The sequence below is a fragment of the Chryseobacterium formosense genome, from assembly GCF_900116415.1.
In the GTDB taxonomy this organism is placed as follows: domain Bacteria; phylum Bacteroidota; class Bacteroidia; order Flavobacteriales; family Weeksellaceae; genus Chryseobacterium; species Chryseobacterium formosense.
In genome coordinates, this window is the sequence record NZ_FPAP01000001.1 from 484,170 (window position 1) to 501,793 (window position 17,624).

Below are 17,624 nucleotides of genomic sequence, written 5' to 3' on the forward strand. Positions count from 1 at the left end.
GTTTTGTACCAAGCCGCTTTTTATGAGGACATTGAAAGCAAAATCAGGTCAGGATTGGACTGAGTGAAGTCTCAGCACCATTTTACAGGAGATTGCAAATAAAAATGAATTATTTGGGATCTAAAAAAAGACTATCGGGGTTTATCTACAATGTCATTTCAAATTCTGTAAAACTAAAATTGACTGATTGCAGCTTCTGCGATCTTTTTGCAGGAACAGGAATAGTGGGAAACTATTTCCATGATAAAGTTAAAAGTATCATTTACAATGATAGGGAATATTACAGTTTTGTCATTAACAGTGCGTTCTACAGCAAAATATCAGATGAGAAATACCGGGCAATGCTTGCGAAACTAAATCAATTAGATGGCAGGGAAGGATTTATATTTAATCAATATTCGGAATGCGGAACAGCTGGTCGGTTATATTTCTCAGCCGAAAACGGTAAAAAAATAGATGCCATAAGGATGGATATTGAACGACGATTTCAAAATTCTGAGATAGATCAAGATTTTTATATCCTTTTATTGGCTACCTTATTAAAAGCGGTCGATAAGGTTGCTAACACCGCCTCCGTCTATTGCGCTTACCTAAAGACATTAAAAATATCCGCCACTAAAAATTTGCAATTATTACCTGTCAAAAAAACGTCACTATCACATCCTGACTATCAAATATTCAGTCAGGACAGCAACAAATTAATCACTCAAGTAAAAGGTGATATCCTGTATTTGGATCCTCCGTACAATGGTAGAGAATATGGTTCCTATTATCATTTGTTGAACACCATTGCTTTGTATGATATAGATTTTGAGCCTAGGGGAAAGGCTGGTTTGAGACGCTACAATACATCAAAGTTCTGTTTAAAATCAGAGGTTGAAAATGCGATGTTTAATCTTTTACAAAAATGCGATTTTCAGCATATTTTCTTAAGTTACAATAATGAAGGATTTCTTTCATATCCTATTATTAAGGAGATGATGAATGGTTTGGGAACTTATAGTTGTTCAACGATAGAATACAAGCGATTTCAAAGCAAGCAAGCAATGGGTACTGGAAGAACAGTAGAATATCTTCATCATTTAATAAAACATTAAATCTACACAGGCTCACAACTTTTATGAAGCAGGGAGGTTTTGTGAGGAATAACATAATAGTTGTATCCCTACTTTTTGCGAAAAGACGTTTCCGACCACCGCAAGGAATGGTCTTTTCGCCCGAATTTGAAAATACACGACAATATTTGAAACGTCGTGTATTTTTTTTAATAATATGAATTCATTTACAAAAGACCTTCGTCGGCAAATGATAAATGATCGGTTGATGTCAGAATGAAATGATCCAGTAATTTCAGGTTTAAAATTTCTGATGCGCTTTTAATGCTCTGCGTAATTTTCAGATCTTCGGCAGAAGGTTTCAAATTTCCGGAGGGATGATTGTGTGCGAGTATCACCGCTGAAGCGTTACAAAGCAGTGCCGCCTGCAAGATGATACGAACATCGACAACCGTGGAAGAAATTCCCGATTCAGAAATTTTTCTTATCCCTAAAACTTTGTGAGCCTGATTTAAATATAAGGCAAAAAATGATTCTCGGTAATCCATTTCATCACGGTCAAAGTGCTGACGGAATACATCTACTGCTTCCCGCGAACTACTAACTAATTTTTCAGAATTTCCTTTTCTGGAATAACTTAATTTTATCTCGTTGACAATATTGAATTTCATAAGTGTTGCTCTCGTACGGCAGAGACTTAAGTTTCCCGTACTTAATTTTTAAAATTTGTAATTAATTCATGATCAAAGTTTCTGCGCCAAACCGGGCAAAATTTTCACATAGATCAAAAGCTTTTTGAGACTTTAATTGTGCTGTCCCTCCCAAGACGATGGACTGAAGTTTGGCTTCATTATCCTTGTAATTTCTGACATTCTGAAAATATCCTGTAACAGCATTGTAAGCGCCAAACAAAGTTCCTTTGGTTGTATCCGTTTGCTGGCTTTCGCTGATCATTGCGTAGGCAAATGCATCATCAACGGTGTTTTTAAAAACTGTTGAAACGTCATCGAAATTTCCTTTCTGCAAATGGTTTAAAGTTTCTTTGTTGGGGCAGAGTGCCAACTGTATCAGTCTTTTCATCTCATCATCACCGACCGTTATTTTTGCCCAATGATTAAACGTGCTTTCCAATTCATTACTCAATTTATTCGCTAATCCCATGACCTTGTGGGCATCGTCCATACGCTGTTTTGCGCCTGCGGTGTGTCTGATCCGCACCACATTGCTCATGTTTTTTAGTGAAGCGTTTAAAGTATTTTGACAAACGATGCGAACAGGGGTAAATGCGGCGGTGATGCTTCCACTCCCATCGTGGGAGGTGGTCAGGAAAATATATTTTTCCGTAATATCGTCACCATTTCCAACACGGATATAGTCGGGTAATTTGGCGGTAATGAAAATGCGTTCTCCATTTCCCAAAGCTCCTGCAGTCTCGTACAAGATGCCTTTTCCACCACCTACAATAGAATCAAAAAATGAAAAGGCTTCACGGTTTTGTACGATATGGTAATCTTTTCCGACTACGCCTAAAACGGTGCTATTATCGGTGCGGATATTGGCAAAGTAGTTGGGAACTTCCAATTCTGAATCGATCATTTCTATTCCGTTGGTATTTTCGATAATGCCTGCACCTATTGTAAAGAGGTGAGACTTTTCAACCTCGTAGTCAAGTCCTGCAAATTTGATGGCTTCTTCACTTGTCGGGTATTCCTGTACGATCTGCCCCAAGTTGTGCCATGCTTTTTCCTTTACGCTGAAAAATGAATATTTTCCTGTTCTGTTGTTGAAATTTAAATTATGTGCCATGATGTTAATATTTAATTGTTAAAGAATTTTGTTTGGTAGTTTTAAAATGGGAGATCATCATTGTTGTCACTGTCATTGGAATTAGAAATTTCCTTCTTATCTTTTTTATTCGATTCAGTAAACTTGTTTTCAGTTCGTTTACTACTGCTGTGAACTTTGACCTGTGAGGTGTGGAAATTCAGACCTGCATGGGGTTCTCCGTCTTTTCCTAACCATGCAGAGGTGTAGGCTCTTCCGCTTAATTCTACCAAAGTGCCTTTTATTAAAAAGTCTGCGACTTTTGGAGAGATCCAATAGGCACATTCAAAATAGGTGGCCTGTTCGATCCGTTCGCCCTGTTTGTTGCGATAATTGTCATTCGTAGCAATTGAAAAATTAACTACCTGTTTTTCATTTGGCAAGTTGCGCACTTCCGCATCCCTTGTCAGTCTTCCGATAATGTTCATAACCGTAGGTTTTTAAAGATTGTACATTTTGATTTGTTCTCAATCTCTTCTCCGTCCTTTCTCTGAAAGCCCTTTGGGCTTCACTGAATATTTTTCAAAAGAAAAACCGGAAAAAAGAAAGCAGATAATCTTAGCGGGAAAAGGCGAAAGCTAAAAGGAAACGGAATAATTGGAGGGTACCTTTAGGGAGGAGACCGTTTATGCCGTAGTCTTTTGGCTGGGTGAAGAAATGGATGACCGATATACCTTAGCTGCCTTTTTACCGGTTTATTCTGAAAAAGATCAGTTGTAGGTAATATTTAATAATTTCACCTTGATGGTTGGTTTTAGTGTTTTTCGATTTGTATTTTACACACTAAATGAACTATATTTACATTATTCATTTAAATCTTGAAGACCTATGCAGATCAGTGCTTTTAAAGAATACTACGATAAGCTTACTACCGTTGAGAAAAAGAACAGTCCCAAAGAGTTGTTTTACCAAGGGGATTTTTCGTTATTGGAAAATGGAAGAAGGGTAGCGGTCGTTGGTTCAAGGAAAGTGTCTGAACTGGGTATAAGAAGGGCAAGAAAGATAGCGAAGCTCTTGGTTCAAAATGACATTACTGTGGTCAGCGGCTTAGCAGAAGGTGTCGATTCGATCGCACATAAAACTGCCATTGAATTTCAAGGTCACACCATAGGTGTTATCGGGACACCCCTTGATAAACATTTCCCTGCTGAAAACAAAGACCTTCAGGATTTTATTGCTGAAAATCACTTACTGATCTCGCAGTTCCCGGAAAACTATCCTGTAACACCAAAAAGTTTCCCTATCAGAAACCGCACAATGGCGTTGATCAGTGATGCAACGATCATCATTGAGGCGAGTGAGAAAAGCGGAACAAAACATCAGGGTTGGGAGGCATTGAGGTTGGGAAGACAGTTGTTCATTATGGAGAATGTACTCAACGATAAAATTTCATGGGCTGAAGAAATGCTCAGTTATGGTGCACAGGTACTGACCAATGATAACTTTGAATTTCTGATCGAAAGCATTCCCTTTTTAACAACAAAGAAAGAGTATGTCTTTTGAGTATCTTACTTTTCTGGCCTATTCTCCAAGAGGCAAGTCCGAGATTGAAATTTCTTCAAGAACAGTTGCCGGATCTTGCAAAAACGGAGATGTAAGCTTCAGTACGAGATTAAGTCAGAGAATAAGAGAAGCCAATCTATCGGAATATTTTTCAAACTCAGCTTTAGTTCCGGTGCCAAGAAGTACACCTTTGGTAGAAGGAGCTGTTTTTCCTGCAAGGATCATTTGTGAAACATTTGTCAGCAATGGGTTAGGGGAAAGTGTGGCAAATTGTCTACAACGTAAATATGCAATTCCTAAATCAAGTGGGCAATTTCACGCAGACACCAGAAATACGGTGCAACAACATCAAGAAAGTTTAGAAGTAACCCCCATATTGATAACAGAACCAACCATTATCGTGATTGACGATATTCTGACATTAGGTAGAACGTCTATGGCTTCTGCACTAGAACTTCAGAAAGTTTATCCTGATAAGGAGATCAAAATATTCTGTGCTTTTCGTACCAGAAGTTGGAAAGATCTGGAAACTATAATTGACATCAGTAAAGGAATCATGCATCCTGCTGGTAACGGTGGTGTTCAATTACCTGATTAGTGACCGAAAAATCATTTTGAAAAATATTTTCACTTAATTATCTCTTTAAATTGAAATTAATTTGCTAACTGAAAGTCTTATAGAATAGTTTATATTTTGCTTTCTTAGTAATATAAAGACCAATTAATTTTAAAAATTTCCCTGCAATCTAAATGTAATTTTATGAACGATAGTTTAGATGAGAAAGATCGAATCAGACGTAGTAATAAGTTAAAGGATGCCTACGATAATTTTGCCGCTGGGGTGGGATATATATCTATCATTTTACCTAATGGAGATGAAAGTATAGGTTCTTGTTTCCATATAGGTGAAGGTATTTTTATCACAGCAAGACATGTTGTAGAAAATTGCAAAATAAAGGAAATAGGAACTACTAGTTTTCAGAGAAGTTTTTATGAAATTGAAGAAAGTAAAGATACTGGAATGGTTAGAGCAACTTTAGATTTTACACCGCAGTCTACTACTTCCTATCAAGGACCTTTTATGCATCCAGATGAAAATATTGATGTTGCTGCAATTGTGGTAAATGATATTAAAGCTCCTGTTTTGATTTTAGGAGATCATTTAGATGATTGGTTGGGTGATGAATATGTTTTATCAGATGTATTAATAATGGGTTACCCACCAATTCCATTTTCCTCGCAACCTTTATTAATTTCTTCAAAATGTGAAGTTAATACCATCATTGACAAATATACAGGTGGTCATCCACACTTTATATTGTCAACAATGGCTAGAGGTGGTTTTAGTGGATCTCCAGTAATTACCGAGGAAGGAATTGTGTTGGGAGTAGCTACAGAATCTTTAAGTCTTAATAATCAACCAACTGAATTAGGCTATTTAGCAATAATGTCTGTGGAGGGCATTTATAAATGTATCGCTCACCACAAATTGATTCCCAAACATATCGATGAACAATGGGATGGATTCTGGAGCAAGGAAGATACTTGGTACCAAGCTTCGGAATATGAGCATGTTTCAGTTAGTCTGTATGATAGAGAAGATAAGAGTTATGTCGACATATGTAGTTACAGGAATGATATACTTGATATTGTTCAGAAAACTGTGAACGAGAGCTTTGAAGGTTTATTTGTTTTGGAACAGATCCACGAACAGTACTTTCGTTACAATCGTGTTTATGATGAAAATATAAAAGGGCACAGTAAGAATTTATATTTACAACTAAAAAAGATTGTTAGTGAATTTGGAATACCTGTTTTCGGAGGTACACAAGAAAAAGTTTAAGAGACTTAAGAATAAAAAATCAATATTTGTTCGTAAGATTTGTTTTAATTTTTTTAAGATCTTTTCAAATATTCAATTCCTTTGTGTTGTAAAATTTTGTATTTTTTACTTGTTCTAAAATTAAGCAATCATTGAATCAATTGAAAAATCAAATTACCAATTTGGTTGCGTAGGCAAAGATTCATAAGTTTGATAATGATACTCATCAACTTCCTTACAATCATTTATATCTAAGACCAAATACTCTTTTGTTTTTAATTCAAAATTTGGTTCAATATTGATGTATAGCTCTCCTTTATCGTTATAATCTCTGCTAATCAGTTCCCATTTGATTTTTATTTCGGTATTTGCAGCAAGTTTTGGAATCAAAATTATTGCTTCAGATACAAAGAAATCTTTTTGTACTAAAAAATTTTTCTCAGGCTGAATAAGGCAGGTATCACCATTCACAAAAACATCGTGCTTTACTGTTTTGGCAAAAATTTCAGAAATCCTTGGTGTTTTAGTATCAATTTTTTCAAAATCACCATCAAAGTATAATCTCAACTTATAATCTTCAATTACTGAATCACCGATATTATCAATAATAATTTTAATGCTTAATGGAAATTGATTGTCAAAAATTGAATTTAGGGTAAATTTAAGATCAGATACTTCTTTTGGATAAAGACTTCTCCTATACTCTTCAGATCTAATATTAATGCCATTAATAAATAATTCTTTTGATAATATCTTATCGCTGTTTTTTTTTCGAAACAGCCAATCAAGAATTCTTTCATAAAAAGGTATTGGAAGAAAATCATCGTTTTTAGAAAGACTTAAAAGTGCTTCTTTATTACGCTGTTTTTCCTTATAAATATCTTTTTGAGTTTCTAACCTGAAAACCTTCTTAAGTTTTATGTAAGTAGGGAAGTGCTTAACTCGTAGTGGATCATCGCTATTTTTAAAAAAAACAGAGACCTTTTTGTTATGATTTAAATTCTGCTGATTGTAGTACCAATTATATATTTCTTTGTAGTCATACATCATCTGTGTGATGTAATCCCAAAAACAGATCTGAACTGTAAACTTATTGTTTGCAAGCCTTTCCTGATTGATTGTCCTGACGTATTCTTCAATGTTCTTATCTTTTTCTAAAGACGTGGCAATAATAAAATGTTGAAGTGTAGGATTAAATTTTTCTGCATTTTGTATTTCAGTATCGACTATTTTTTTTGTTATCCTATTTCTTGCCCCTGACTTTTTTTCATCTTTGTAATTTTTACATTGAATTCCGAAATATCTCTTTTCACCTTTAGGAATGCCATATATATCCACACCGTCCTGACCTTGAGAGTTTGTAGAATTTAAATCAATCTCATTAGGAATTGTCCATATCTGCCCCCATAACTTAAGACATAATTGTTCAAAGTCAAACCAATTTAATGGAGGATAAATACGATGTTTAATCATGAGGCCTAGAAAAAGTTAATAGAAGACAAGTTGTATTTTTAACTCATTTAATAGCAGGTTATATCACTTTTTTCAATAATTCATCGGGATTATTTTTGATACTTTCAAATTCTTGTTCAAAATTATCTTTGTATCCTATTTTATCCAACAAAAAGCGGTGTCTATGGTCAAATGTCCTCACGATATCATCCCACGTGTAAGCATAGATCTCATAGTTCCTAACAGCTTGCACCAGAAAACGTTTACCTTTACTTTTGTGAGACTCATACTGATCTTTGATATATTCGTCAACTTCTTTACCGATCAGAATCAGTTTCCATTTTCTCATATCACTGTTGAACTTTGGCTCTTTAATGATAAACCGTATGTAATTTTCAATTTGATCATATTGAACTTTTCCTACGACTACCGATGGTCTTTTTAGTTCTACGATAATATTTTCTTCGTCATCAAGAAATTCTTGCGACGCATTTTTTCTACAAATGAAGATATCAGGTCTTTTAAGTTTTTCTTTAGATTCAATAATTGCTTTTTTACGCTCTTCTCGTTTTGGAGAACTTCCTTCACCTTTTTCAAGTTTTAATCTTTCCTCTTCTTCCAAAAAAAACATGTAATTATTTAATGTCTTTTCAAAATTTTCATCAGCAGAGATCAGATGGTATTGTTCACCAAATAACCAATAATTGTTTTCAACCAATACTTGAATGTGATCTCTTTCATTGGTAAACTTTGCCAGATCAAACACAAGTCTTTGTATAACGCTGATGGTATTTTTTCGTCCTTCGAGCAGTTTTACCAGTGCGGTAATATTACTTAGTTTTGTTTTGCTGAGCACTTTTGAAAGTTCAGTTCTTTCATCATCGGTTAGTTCGACAATGTTTTCTAAGATCGATAAAATGTTTTCTCTTTGTTCAGAATCCAGTAGAAGATTTAGAAAGCCAACCAATGTTTTACTCTGCGGAATATTTAAATTTTGAAAAATTTTTGGGTTGACACAGTACAATTCTTTGACAACGGTTTCCAGATCTTTCTCTCTTAACCTATCATATTCATTATTTTTGAATGATGGAAATATGTTTTTATTTTTATAGTCATCAATCAGTTTCTCGGCCTTCTTATTTCTGATAAAATTTTTTTCCTCGTCAGAAACCATTTTATTCAGAAGTTGCATGAGCCGTTTATGCGTTGGATCACTTTGATTTTTCTCAAAACCTAAAGAAATACCTTCATTTTCTGTTTTGCTGTACTGTTCAAAATACTTAGACACGACAAATACGGAGTGACAAAAGTCTTCGGTTTTGTTATTAAATTTGGTATGCTCTCTTCCTTTTTCAAATAACGAACGATCCAAAAAATAGTAATAGTACTTTTCGTTTATTTTACTGTTCCATAGTATAAAAGAGATGTCAAATACTTCATCATCAATGATGAATTGTTTTTCTATATTATTTTCAATGATATTATTGTAATTGATAATTTCATCATTAACAGTTATCTGATAGGTTTTATTTTTATTTAAATACAGAAACCACCCGAATTCGATTTCCAAAAACTTAATGAACTCTTCTGACTCTAAAAGATCTCCTGTTAATGTAGTGAAGGCATCAAATCTCACGACCGTACCGGAGTTTGTAGCAGAAGATATTTTTTGATCGGATGTTTTATAATCATCTAAATTACCACTGGTGATCTCGATGGTGTAATCTAAGAGTTTTTCAGATTTAGAATCAAAAAAAGTAGTGTCCCATTGAGCTTTTGCACAAAATTGCTGGAAAGAAAAGCGCCCCTTTCCTTTTCTACCTTTGACGAATCTATTATGGTCATAGGATCTGGTTTTATTAGAATCAAGAAAATATCCAAATGTTTCGCCTATCGTATTGAAAGAAATTCCGTGTCCATTATCTCTGATAGAAAAGTCGTGCATTGTATCAACTTCACTACATGAAAAATCTATTTTTATTTCCGTGGCACCTGCATCGAAGCCATTCCAAATATATTCGGAGATAGACTTTTTGAAATCATTTGGTAATCCACTTTGTATAATGCTCTTTGAAGTAATTTGAGTTTTATTTTTCTTCATGTGGTTTTAAAATTACGGGTTATAAGTTTTTAGTAAAATTAACGAATTGCGGTCAAAAAGGATTATTTTTATAAATGATATTTATTTTAATACATAACTTATCCCAAAACTCTTTTTACAAATGCTTTATGTTCTTCAGTTCGATGATTGCGTCTAGTAGCGACCGCTCTTAATTCTGCAGAGAAGTCTTTTACAGGATCCCAGTCATTGTATTTTTTTTTCTTAATACCATAATTCTTAGATAGTTTGTCAGATAGTTTGTAAGCTATTAAACCAAATTGACAGTAGTAAAACCTTCTTTCATCAAACCAATCCTGATAGTTTGGTGCCATTGAAATAATTTCAGTTGCGTCAATCATTCTATTTCCATCTTCAATTTCAGCAGGAAAGGAGAGAAGTTCAAACATTATATTATGATCAATACTTTTCCAATCTACATCTTCAGGATAATTAGGGAATTTAGGGATTTTTACTTGAGGCTCAAGACATCCTTGTTTTGATCTTTTCCCTTCAAATAAGCCATCATCTTTAACTACCTCTGCACATTCCTCCATATATTTATCTAATAGACATACCACTCTAATCGCTAAATATCGCGCGCTTTTTTCAGATTCTTTTTTGCTAGTCCAGTGGGATTGGAACCAAGAAATGCCAGATCCCACCAGCACTCCTATCAATCCAAAAATTGCTTCATTCATTATATTAATTTAAAATTAAAAGATAAGTAATTTCAGAGTTTTTTGATACAAATCGGAATAAATTAATTTGACATATTAACTTATCCTTAATCTACATAAAATTAGTAACTTGGATTGTCGTATTTGAAAATACACATACGTTCAACTAATAACCATTAACTTAACTTATGTACATCAGCAAAGTGATTATTTCTAATTTTAAATCTTACCGTAAACCATTTTGTCTAGAACTGGAAAAAGGACTAAATATTTTGGTCGGCAACAATGAGACAGGAAAGTCAACGATATTAGAGGCTATACATTTGGCGCTTTCAGGATTATCAAATGGAAGATATTTTATCAATGATCTTTCAGAATATTTTTTTAATTACGAATCTGTGCAAAAGTATTTGTCAAGTTTAGGTTCTTCTTCTCCATTACCACCACCAGAGATCAGCATTGAAATCTTTATTGCAGGTGATGAACTTCCATTTTTTGAAGGGAATGGGAATAGCACCAGAAAAAATGAGTGTGGAATTTGTTTTAAGATCGAGTTAGCTGAAAAGTATCGTGGAGAGTATAATGAGTATGTTGCCCAAGGTAATATATCGGCACTTCCTATTGAATTTTACGAAGTGAACTGGACGAGCTTCGCCAGAGAATCCATAACTCCGAGAAAAATTCCAGTTAAATCGGCGATGATAGATTCTACTTCCAATAGATACCGAAACGGATCGGACGTTTATATATCTCACATACTGCGCAACCACCTTGAAGAAAAAGATAAAAATGGGTTAACCCAAGCTCACCGTAGATTGCAAACGCAGTTTGTCAATGACGACTCAGTTAAAAAAGTAAACGATATTATTAGCTCATTAGTCATTGATGTTGCAACTGAGAAGCGTCTAAAGTTAACCATAGATCTTTCATCACGAGACGCATGGGAATCTAGCTTCCTAACATCAGTCGAAGAGATTCCATTCCATCACATTGGAAAAGGTGAGCAAGCCGTCATAAAGACTAAGCTTGCGTTGGAGCACAAAAAATCAAAGGAAGCTAATATCTTGCTAATTGAGGAACCTGAGAATCACTTGTCTCACTCAAAATTAAATCAGCTTATTAAAGATATCCATAACAAATGCATAGACAAGCAGATTCTAATTTCCACGCACAGCAGCTTTGTTGCCAACAAATTAGGGCTTGAAAAGCTAGTGATCATTGAAAATAAAATTCCGCTAAGGCTAAAGAATTTAAAAGGAGATACACAAGAGTTCTTTGAAAAACTTCCAGGCTATGATACCCTCAGGTTGATATTATGTAAAAAAGCCATACTGGTTGAAGGAGATTGCGATGAGCTTTTGGTACAACGGGCATATATGGATAAAAATAGAGGAAGATTACCCATCGAAGATGAAATCGATGTGATATCTGTAGGTACTAGCTTTTTACGTTTTTTACAGATTGCATCCAAAATAGAAAAGCCTGTCTGTGTTGTTACAGATTCTGATGGAGATGTAAATGCTTTAGAGTTAAAGTATGCCGAATATTTAGGTGATAATGCAAAGTCCTTCATAAAAATCTGTTACGATGATTTTATTGATTCAGGAGAACTTCTCCTTGCTAATAAAAAGCCGTTTAATTACAATACACTAGAACCTAAATTTTTAAAGGCAAACGGAATTCAAAAATTAAATAAAATTTTTGGATCAAATAAAAATGAAGATGAATTGCATCTTTATATGAAAACTAATAAGACCAGCTGTGCATTAAAGATATTTGAGACAGTGGAACAATTAAAATTTCCAAAATACATTCTTGATGCAATTGAAAAATAAGTTATTGATCTCTGTAGCAGGATCTGGTAAGACTACCTATTTGGTTCGTCAAGCATTGAGTGTTAATGATTCTGTATTGATTACAACTTATACAGAAGCTAATGAAAAAGAGATACGTAAAAAGTTTTATGAGTTCAATGGAGGGATTCCAGCTAATATAACTATTCAAACCTGGTTCTCCTTTTTACTTCAGCATGGTGCGAAACCATACCAAGGTTCTATATATGATGGGAAAATTAATGGTCTACTATTAGTTAATACTGCATCCGGCATAAATTTTAAAAATAAAATGGGTATTTCGATCCCATTTGCAGAAGAAAAAAATTTCGAAGAACATTATTTTTCAAAAAGTGGAAAGGTCTATTCAGATAAACTTTCTAAATTCGTTATAAGATGTAATGAAAAATCGGCTGGCATTGTAGTACAACGATTATCAAAAATCTATAAACACTTCTTTGTAGATGAAGTTCAAGATCTTGCTGGTAATGATTTGGAATTTCTCAAATTGATTTTTAAAACGAGTATGAATACCATTTTAGTAGGTGATCCCAGACAAGTTACCTATCTAACTCATCACGAAAGGTTAAATAGCAAATACAAGGATGGGAATATTAAACAATACATTATAGATAAATGTAGTAAATATTGCGCTATTGATGAGGAAACACTTCGTTTTTCTCACAGGAACAACGCTGAAATATGTAATTTTTCTTCAAAATTATTTCCCTATTTAGAAAAAAGCATTCCTTGTGAATGTTCAGAATGTAGAAGTTTTCCTAATGACCATAGTGGTATTTATATTATTAAAAGCAGTGATGTTGAAAAATATAAATCGAAGTATAATCCAGTTATTTTAAGACACCAATTGGCTGTTGCACCAGAATGGAATTTTGGCAATTGTAAAGGATTGGGATTTGATAGGATTCTGATTTACCCAACAAGACCTATTATACAATACTTGAAGACTGGATTACTGACTAAAACTGTAAAAGAAAAAGGGAAGATTAAAGAACAAAACGCATTAGACACAGCTAAATTTTATGTCGCGTTAACGAGAGCAAGATATAGTGTAGCAATTGTATTTGATTACACTAATGATATTTTTATAGACGGCATTAATAAATATACAATAAACTAATTTTCTTGCTCTGACGTGCGTTGATTCGTTTATTTATAAGCTTATTGAATAAATATAGCAAAAACAATCATACTTGCACAAGCCATTAGATGTCAAATTGGATTTTACGATAGAAAGATATTAAATGATAAAAACAAATTTTATAGCATTGTAAGTTCCACAATTTTATTTAAATCCTCGACAAAAGTGTTCGATAACTGCACCTCTGGGGTCAGTGTAGTATCAAATGTACATACCATCATGATTACAAATAATAGTACGTTCTTTTTAAGCTTCTTTCTCATTATTCCCATGAGATCACACTGAAAAAACAGAATCTACTAGTATTCCGATCATACAAAAATTGCTTCTGTCCTTAATTGCATATATAATTAAGGGATAAAAAATTTTAAATTTTAGTTTAGATATGCATCTAGCGCCAATAGATGACCGTTGAAGCAACTTATAAAACATAAGTATTCTGCTTTTTAAATTACAATTATTGAGAACAAGTCCTCAATTCAATTGTTATGAATAAAGGTAGAGTAAAGAAGCAAGCAACAACAAGACCGAAAATCGAACAATACATCCCATCTATTGAATTAAAAAAGATCCCGCCTGAAAAGGCTTTGGCAATACTGAAAAAAGCGGGCTATGAAATCGACCAGGATCAGTCAGAAGAGATCATGGCATTTTTATATATTATTGTGAAATTAACGCTCAAAGAATATTTTACATCTGACTGATTATTTGTATTTTAGTACCATATTAGAATGATGAATTTCTACCAACGCAACCTTCTCCATGTTGCAAGCATTAAACAACTTTTTAACGAAATCGTCATTACAATGATTATAGCAGATCTATACATAAGAGTTTCCACCGATGAGCAGGCCGAAAAAGGCTATTCCCAGAGAGATCAGGATGAGAGATTGCGCAGATATTGTGCAAATAATAATATTTCTATCAATAAAGTGATATATGAAGATCACTCCGCCAAAAGCTTTGAACGTCCCGAATGGAAAAAGTACCTCATAGAGGTAAAAAAGAGAAATCATAAAAGTACACTTGTCCTGTTTACAAAATGGGATCGGTTTAGCCGTAATACGGGTGATGCTTACCAGATGATCGGTCTTCTCCATAAAAATCACATTATTCCCCAGGCGATCGAACAGCCCTTGGATATGTCTGTTCCGGAAAATAAGCTAATGCTTGCCATATACTTGTCTACTCCTGAGGTCGAAAATGACAGGAGAGCTTTGAATACATTCCATGGTATGAGAAGAGCAAAAAAGGAGGGGAGATTGATGGGAATAGCCCCTTACGGATATATCAACAGGAGTCATGAAGATGGCAAGAAGTACATTGGCATTAAGGAGCCAGAGGCTTCAAATATTATCTGGGCATTCAATGAGATCGCAAAAGGACATATTCCTGCTGACCATGTACGATTACAGATGAATAAAAGGGAAGGTGTATCAATGTCAAGAAGCGCTTTCGCAAAGGCCATGAGAAATCCAGTTTACTGTGGTAAGATCTACATTGAAGACTATAAGCAAGAGGAAGCTTACTACATTGAAGGGAAGCATGAGGCATTGATTAGTGAAAGGTTGTTTTATCAGGTTCAAAGGATCATGGACAAAAAAAGAAAAGTAGAGGGTCCGGGAGGAAGAGTATTAGGTAATGAGCGTTTTCCACTACGAGGCCTTTTGACCTGCCCAAGGTGTGGGAAAAATCTCACTGCAAGTGGTGCGAAAGGAAAATCTAAAACCTATTACTATTATCATTGTCATTACAAATGCGGATTCAGATTTGACTCTGACAGACTGAATGAACTTTTTGAGCTGGAAATTTCAAAGCTGGAATATAATCCTATCATCAAGGATCTCATGAAGGAGATACTTTTGGATAATTATAAACAATTCACTTATGATATCGAGGCTAAAAGAAAATCGATATCAAAAGAGATAAATCTATTGAATGAAAAGGTTGCCAGCGCAAGAGATAAATATCTTTTCGATAAACTAGATGAAGAAGATTACAAAGAGATCAAAAGACTCACAAAATTGCAAATTGAACAGTTGGAACAGGAGCTTCAGCAGATCGTATCGGAAAGCAAAGAACTTGATATCAAAACAAAAATAGAAAATGCACTCGATTCCATGGAAAACCTTGCAAACCTTTACCACCAAGGCGATCTATCAACAAAAAGGACGATAGGGTGTTTGATATTTCCCCAAAAAGTCGAATTTGACGGAAAAAGTTTTCAAACACCTAAAATGAATATTGTTGCCCAGTGTATCTATCAGTATAACAATGGATTAGGAAATAAAAAAAACCGACATAAGAGAGTAAAAACTTCAAATGTCGGTCTTGTGACCTCGACAGGATTCAAACCTGTAACCTTCTGAGCCGTAATCAGATGCGCTATTCAGTTGCGCCACGAGGCCGATGTTTAAAGGTTTGCAAATATAATACTTTTTTAGTTTCTTTGAAACATGAAAGCAAAATTTTTACTGGTAATCACGTTTTTTCTTCTAATCAACTGTAAAAGAGAACAAAAAAATTCGTTTTCTGAATGGGAAAAAATATCAGAAAGGGTGCAATTTAAAGCCAATGATGGTAAAATTGATCTTAAATCGGGAAATTTTACTTATCAATTCGACAAAAACAAAGTTCCGTTTCAAAAAATTATACTTTTAAATGCAAGTTTAATGGGCTATGTAACCGAATTAGAAGCAGAAAATCTAGTGATAGGAATTGCAAGCCCTGAATACATTTATTCTGAAAAAATTCAGAGTTTGCTGGCATCAGGGAAAATTCAGAATGTAGGAAATGAACAGAAATATGATGTCGAAAAAATAATTTCAATGAAACCGGATGCTATTTTCACCAACTACATTGCAAGCTTCGACAATACTTATCAACTTTTGAAAAACAACAATATTCAGGTGATATTTTTGGATGAATATTTAGAGCAAAGTCCAATGGTGAAAACTTCTTACATTAAGCTTTTGGGAAAACTTTTAGGCAAAGAAAAAGAAGCAGATTCAAAATTTAATGAAATTCAGAAAAATTATAATGACTTAAAAGAACTCGCTTTAAAATCGAACAAAAAGCCAAATGTTTTAGCCAATGAAATGTACGGTGATGTTTGGTATATGCCCGGTGGAAAAACGTTCACGGCAAATTATATTTCAGACGCCAATGCTCATTACATTTTAAAAGATAATAAAGAAGAAAAAGCTGTTACGATGAGCTTTGAGGAGGTCTATTCGAAATCAAAAAATATTCAGTTTTGGGTAAATGCCGGAAATCATCTTTCAAAGAAAGAAATGTTGAGCATCAATCCTTTTTATGGAAAGCTTGAGGTATTTAATAAAGGGAAGATTTATGGAGTTTCGGGTAGGGAAAAACAAAAAGCCAACGATTTTTTTGAAAGTGGAGTAGTTCGTTCGGATTTGGTTTTAAAAGATTATATCAAAATCTTTCACCCTGAACTTTTGCCCGATTATCAGTTAACTTATATGAAAGAATTAAGGTAAGTTCCGTTATTTTTATATTTTTGCACTAACTTTTTAGCATATGTGGAAGAAAATTAAACAGCTTATTTTTATTGTTCTCATTCTGAATGTCATTTTTATTATTTGGGGAAGGTTTTTCAATCCGCCCATTACGATTACGCAGATCGGTGGTCTTTTTGAATACGGAAAATTGCACCGGGATTATATTTCTTACGATGAAATGGGATCTAATGTAAAAAAAGCTGTTATTGCTTCAGAAGACCAAAAATTTTTCAATCACAATGGTTTTGATTATACAGCAATCGAAAAAGCCATGAAAAATAACGAAAAAGGTAAAAAACTGAGAGGAGGAAGTACAATATCACAGCAAACCGCAAAGAATATTTTTCTTTGGCAGGGCAGAAGCTGGATCAGAAAGGGGCTTGAAGCGGTTTATACTTTTATCATAGAAAAAGTTTGGTCAAAAGATATTATTCTTGAAAGATATCTGAATTCTATTGAAATGGGACAGGGCGTTTTCGGTGTTGAAGCGGCGTCTAAATATTATTTCGGAAAGTCTTCAAAAGATCTTACCACTTCAGAAGCGGCTTGGATTGCTGCTGTTTTACCCAACCCTAAGAAGTATGATCCCAAAAATCCTTCTGCATATCTTAGAAAGAAACACAACTGGATTATGAGACAGATGAGGAATGTGAGTTTGAAATAGTATCTTTG

At 34.1% G+C, this 17,624-nt stretch carries 17 protein-coding genes and 1 tRNA gene; 11 read left to right on the forward strand and 7 right to left on the reverse strand.

What is annotated here, in order from left to right; all coding sequences use genetic code 11:
• Positions 1-104: 104 nt before the first annotated feature.
• Positions 105-1,097 carry a DNA adenine methylase gene (locus tag BM371_RS02240; RefSeq protein ID WP_034675306.1) on the forward strand — a complete coding sequence of 331 codons (993 nt, stop codon included), beginning with the start codon at positions 105-107 and terminating at the stop codon, positions 1,095-1,097.
• 185 nt (positions 1,098-1,282) lie between these two features.
• Here the strand turns inward: BM371_RS02240 and BM371_RS02245 are convergent, their stop codons facing one another.
• The 3 genes from BM371_RS02245 to BM371_RS02255 form a co-directional block, all read right to left on the reverse strand.
• Entirely contained in the window at positions 1,283-1,726 is a 444-nt protein-coding gene (locus tag BM371_RS02245) for a JAB domain-containing protein (RefSeq protein ID WP_034675309.1), read from the reverse strand.
• Between the two features lie 61 nt (positions 1,727-1,787).
• Positions 1,788-2,861, reverse strand: a complete 1,074-nt coding sequence (locus tag BM371_RS02250; RefSeq protein ID WP_034675312.1) for a DUF932 domain-containing protein — start codon at positions 2,859-2,861, stop codon at positions 1,788-1,790.
• 41 nt (positions 2,862-2,902) lie between these two features.
• Entirely contained in the window at positions 2,903-3,307 is a 405-nt protein-coding gene (locus tag BM371_RS02255) for a single-stranded DNA-binding protein (protein WP_034675316.1), read from the reverse strand.
• Positions 3,308-3,476: 169 nt separating this feature from the next.
• On the opposite strand from BM371_RS02255, the gene BM371_RS20870 reads away from it, so the two are divergent.
• The 4 genes from BM371_RS20870 to BM371_RS02270 all read left to right on the forward strand — a co-directional run bounded on the left by BM371_RS20870 (position 3,477) and on the right by BM371_RS02270 (position 6,225).
• The gene (locus BM371_RS20870) at positions 3,477-3,599 is read left to right on the forward strand and encodes a hypothetical protein (protein ID WP_262486411.1); all 123 of its coding nucleotides are present in this window, start codon (positions 3,477-3,479) and stop codon (positions 3,597-3,599) included.
• 108 nt (positions 3,600-3,707) lie between these two features.
• A complete protein-coding gene (locus BM371_RS02260; protein WP_051882733.1) occupies positions 3,708-4,382 on the forward strand; it encodes a DNA-processing protein DprA in 675 nt (224 codons plus the stop codon).
• A complete protein-coding gene (locus tag BM371_RS02265) occupies positions 4,372-4,980 on the forward strand; it encodes a phosphoribosyltransferase (RefSeq protein WP_051882734.1) in 609 nt (202 codons plus the stop codon). The genes BM371_RS02260 and BM371_RS02265 overlap by 11 nt, the downstream gene beginning before the upstream one ends.
• A 162-nt stretch (positions 4,981-5,142) precedes the next feature.
• Positions 5,143-6,225 (forward strand): S1 family peptidase, encoded by a 1,083-nt coding sequence (locus BM371_RS02270; protein WP_034675319.1) that lies wholly within the window; start codon positions 5,143-5,145, stop codon positions 6,223-6,225.
• 153 nt (positions 6,226-6,378) lie between these two features.
• Here BM371_RS02270 and BM371_RS02275 read toward each other — a convergent pair whose 3' ends face one another.
• From BM371_RS02275 to BM371_RS02285, 3 genes are all read right to left on the reverse strand, one after another.
• The gene (locus BM371_RS02275) at positions 6,379-7,677 is read right to left on the reverse strand and encodes a restriction endonuclease (RefSeq protein WP_034675322.1); all 1,299 of its coding nucleotides are present in this window, start codon (positions 7,675-7,677) and stop codon (positions 6,379-6,381) included.
• Positions 7,678-7,735: 58 nt separating this feature from the next.
• Positions 7,736-9,757, reverse strand: coding sequence for an ATP-binding protein (locus tag BM371_RS02280; protein ID WP_034675326.1), 2,022 nt, complete (start codon positions 9,755-9,757; stop codon positions 7,736-7,738).
• Positions 9,758-9,855: 98 nt separating this feature from the next.
• Positions 9,856-10,455, reverse strand: a complete 600-nt coding sequence (locus tag BM371_RS02285; RefSeq protein ID WP_034675331.1) for a hypothetical protein — start codon at positions 10,453-10,455, stop codon at positions 9,856-9,858.
• Positions 10,456-10,622: 167 nt separating this feature from the next.
• Between BM371_RS02285 and BM371_RS02290 the strand changes: the two genes are divergently transcribed.
• From BM371_RS02290 to BM371_RS02305, 4 genes are all read left to right on the forward strand, one after another.
• Positions 10,623-12,269, forward strand: a complete 1,647-nt coding sequence (locus tag BM371_RS02290; protein ID WP_034675333.1) for an ATP-dependent nuclease — start codon at positions 10,623-10,625, stop codon at positions 12,267-12,269.
• The gene (locus BM371_RS02295) at positions 12,259-13,407 is read left to right on the forward strand and encodes a UvrD-helicase domain-containing protein (RefSeq protein WP_228423570.1); all 1,149 of its coding nucleotides are present in this window, start codon (positions 12,259-12,261) and stop codon (positions 13,405-13,407) included. Before BM371_RS02290 ends, BM371_RS02295 begins: the two co-directional genes overlap by 11 nt.
• A 509-nt stretch (positions 13,408-13,916) precedes the next feature.
• On the forward strand, positions 13,917-14,132 hold the full coding sequence (locus tag BM371_RS02300; RefSeq protein ID WP_034675339.1) for a hypothetical protein: 216 nt from the start codon (positions 13,917-13,919) through the stop codon (positions 14,130-14,132).
• A gap of 102 nt (positions 14,133-14,234) precedes the next feature.
• Positions 14,235-15,797 (forward strand): recombinase family protein, encoded by a 1,563-nt coding sequence (locus BM371_RS02305; RefSeq protein ID WP_074958602.1) that lies wholly within the window; start codon positions 14,235-14,237, stop codon positions 15,795-15,797.
• On the opposite strand, the gene BM371_RS02310 is transcribed toward BM371_RS02305, so the two are convergent.
• Positions 15,763-15,836, reverse strand: a tRNA-Arg gene (locus BM371_RS02310). The genes BM371_RS02305 and BM371_RS02310 overlap by 35 nt on opposite strands.
• Before the next feature lie 48 nt (positions 15,837-15,884).
• Here BM371_RS02310 and BM371_RS02315 point away from each other — a divergent pair.
• On the forward strand, positions 15,885-16,931 hold the full coding sequence (locus BM371_RS02315; protein ID WP_034675341.1) for an ABC transporter substrate-binding protein: 1,047 nt from the start codon (positions 15,885-15,887) through the stop codon (positions 16,929-16,931).
• 40 nt (positions 16,932-16,971) lie between these two features.
• Entirely contained in the window at positions 16,972-17,616 is a 645-nt protein-coding gene (gene mtgA / locus BM371_RS02320; RefSeq protein WP_034675344.1) for a monofunctional biosynthetic peptidoglycan transglycosylase, read from the forward strand.
• The last annotated feature ends 8 nt before the right edge of the window (positions 17,617-17,624 follow it).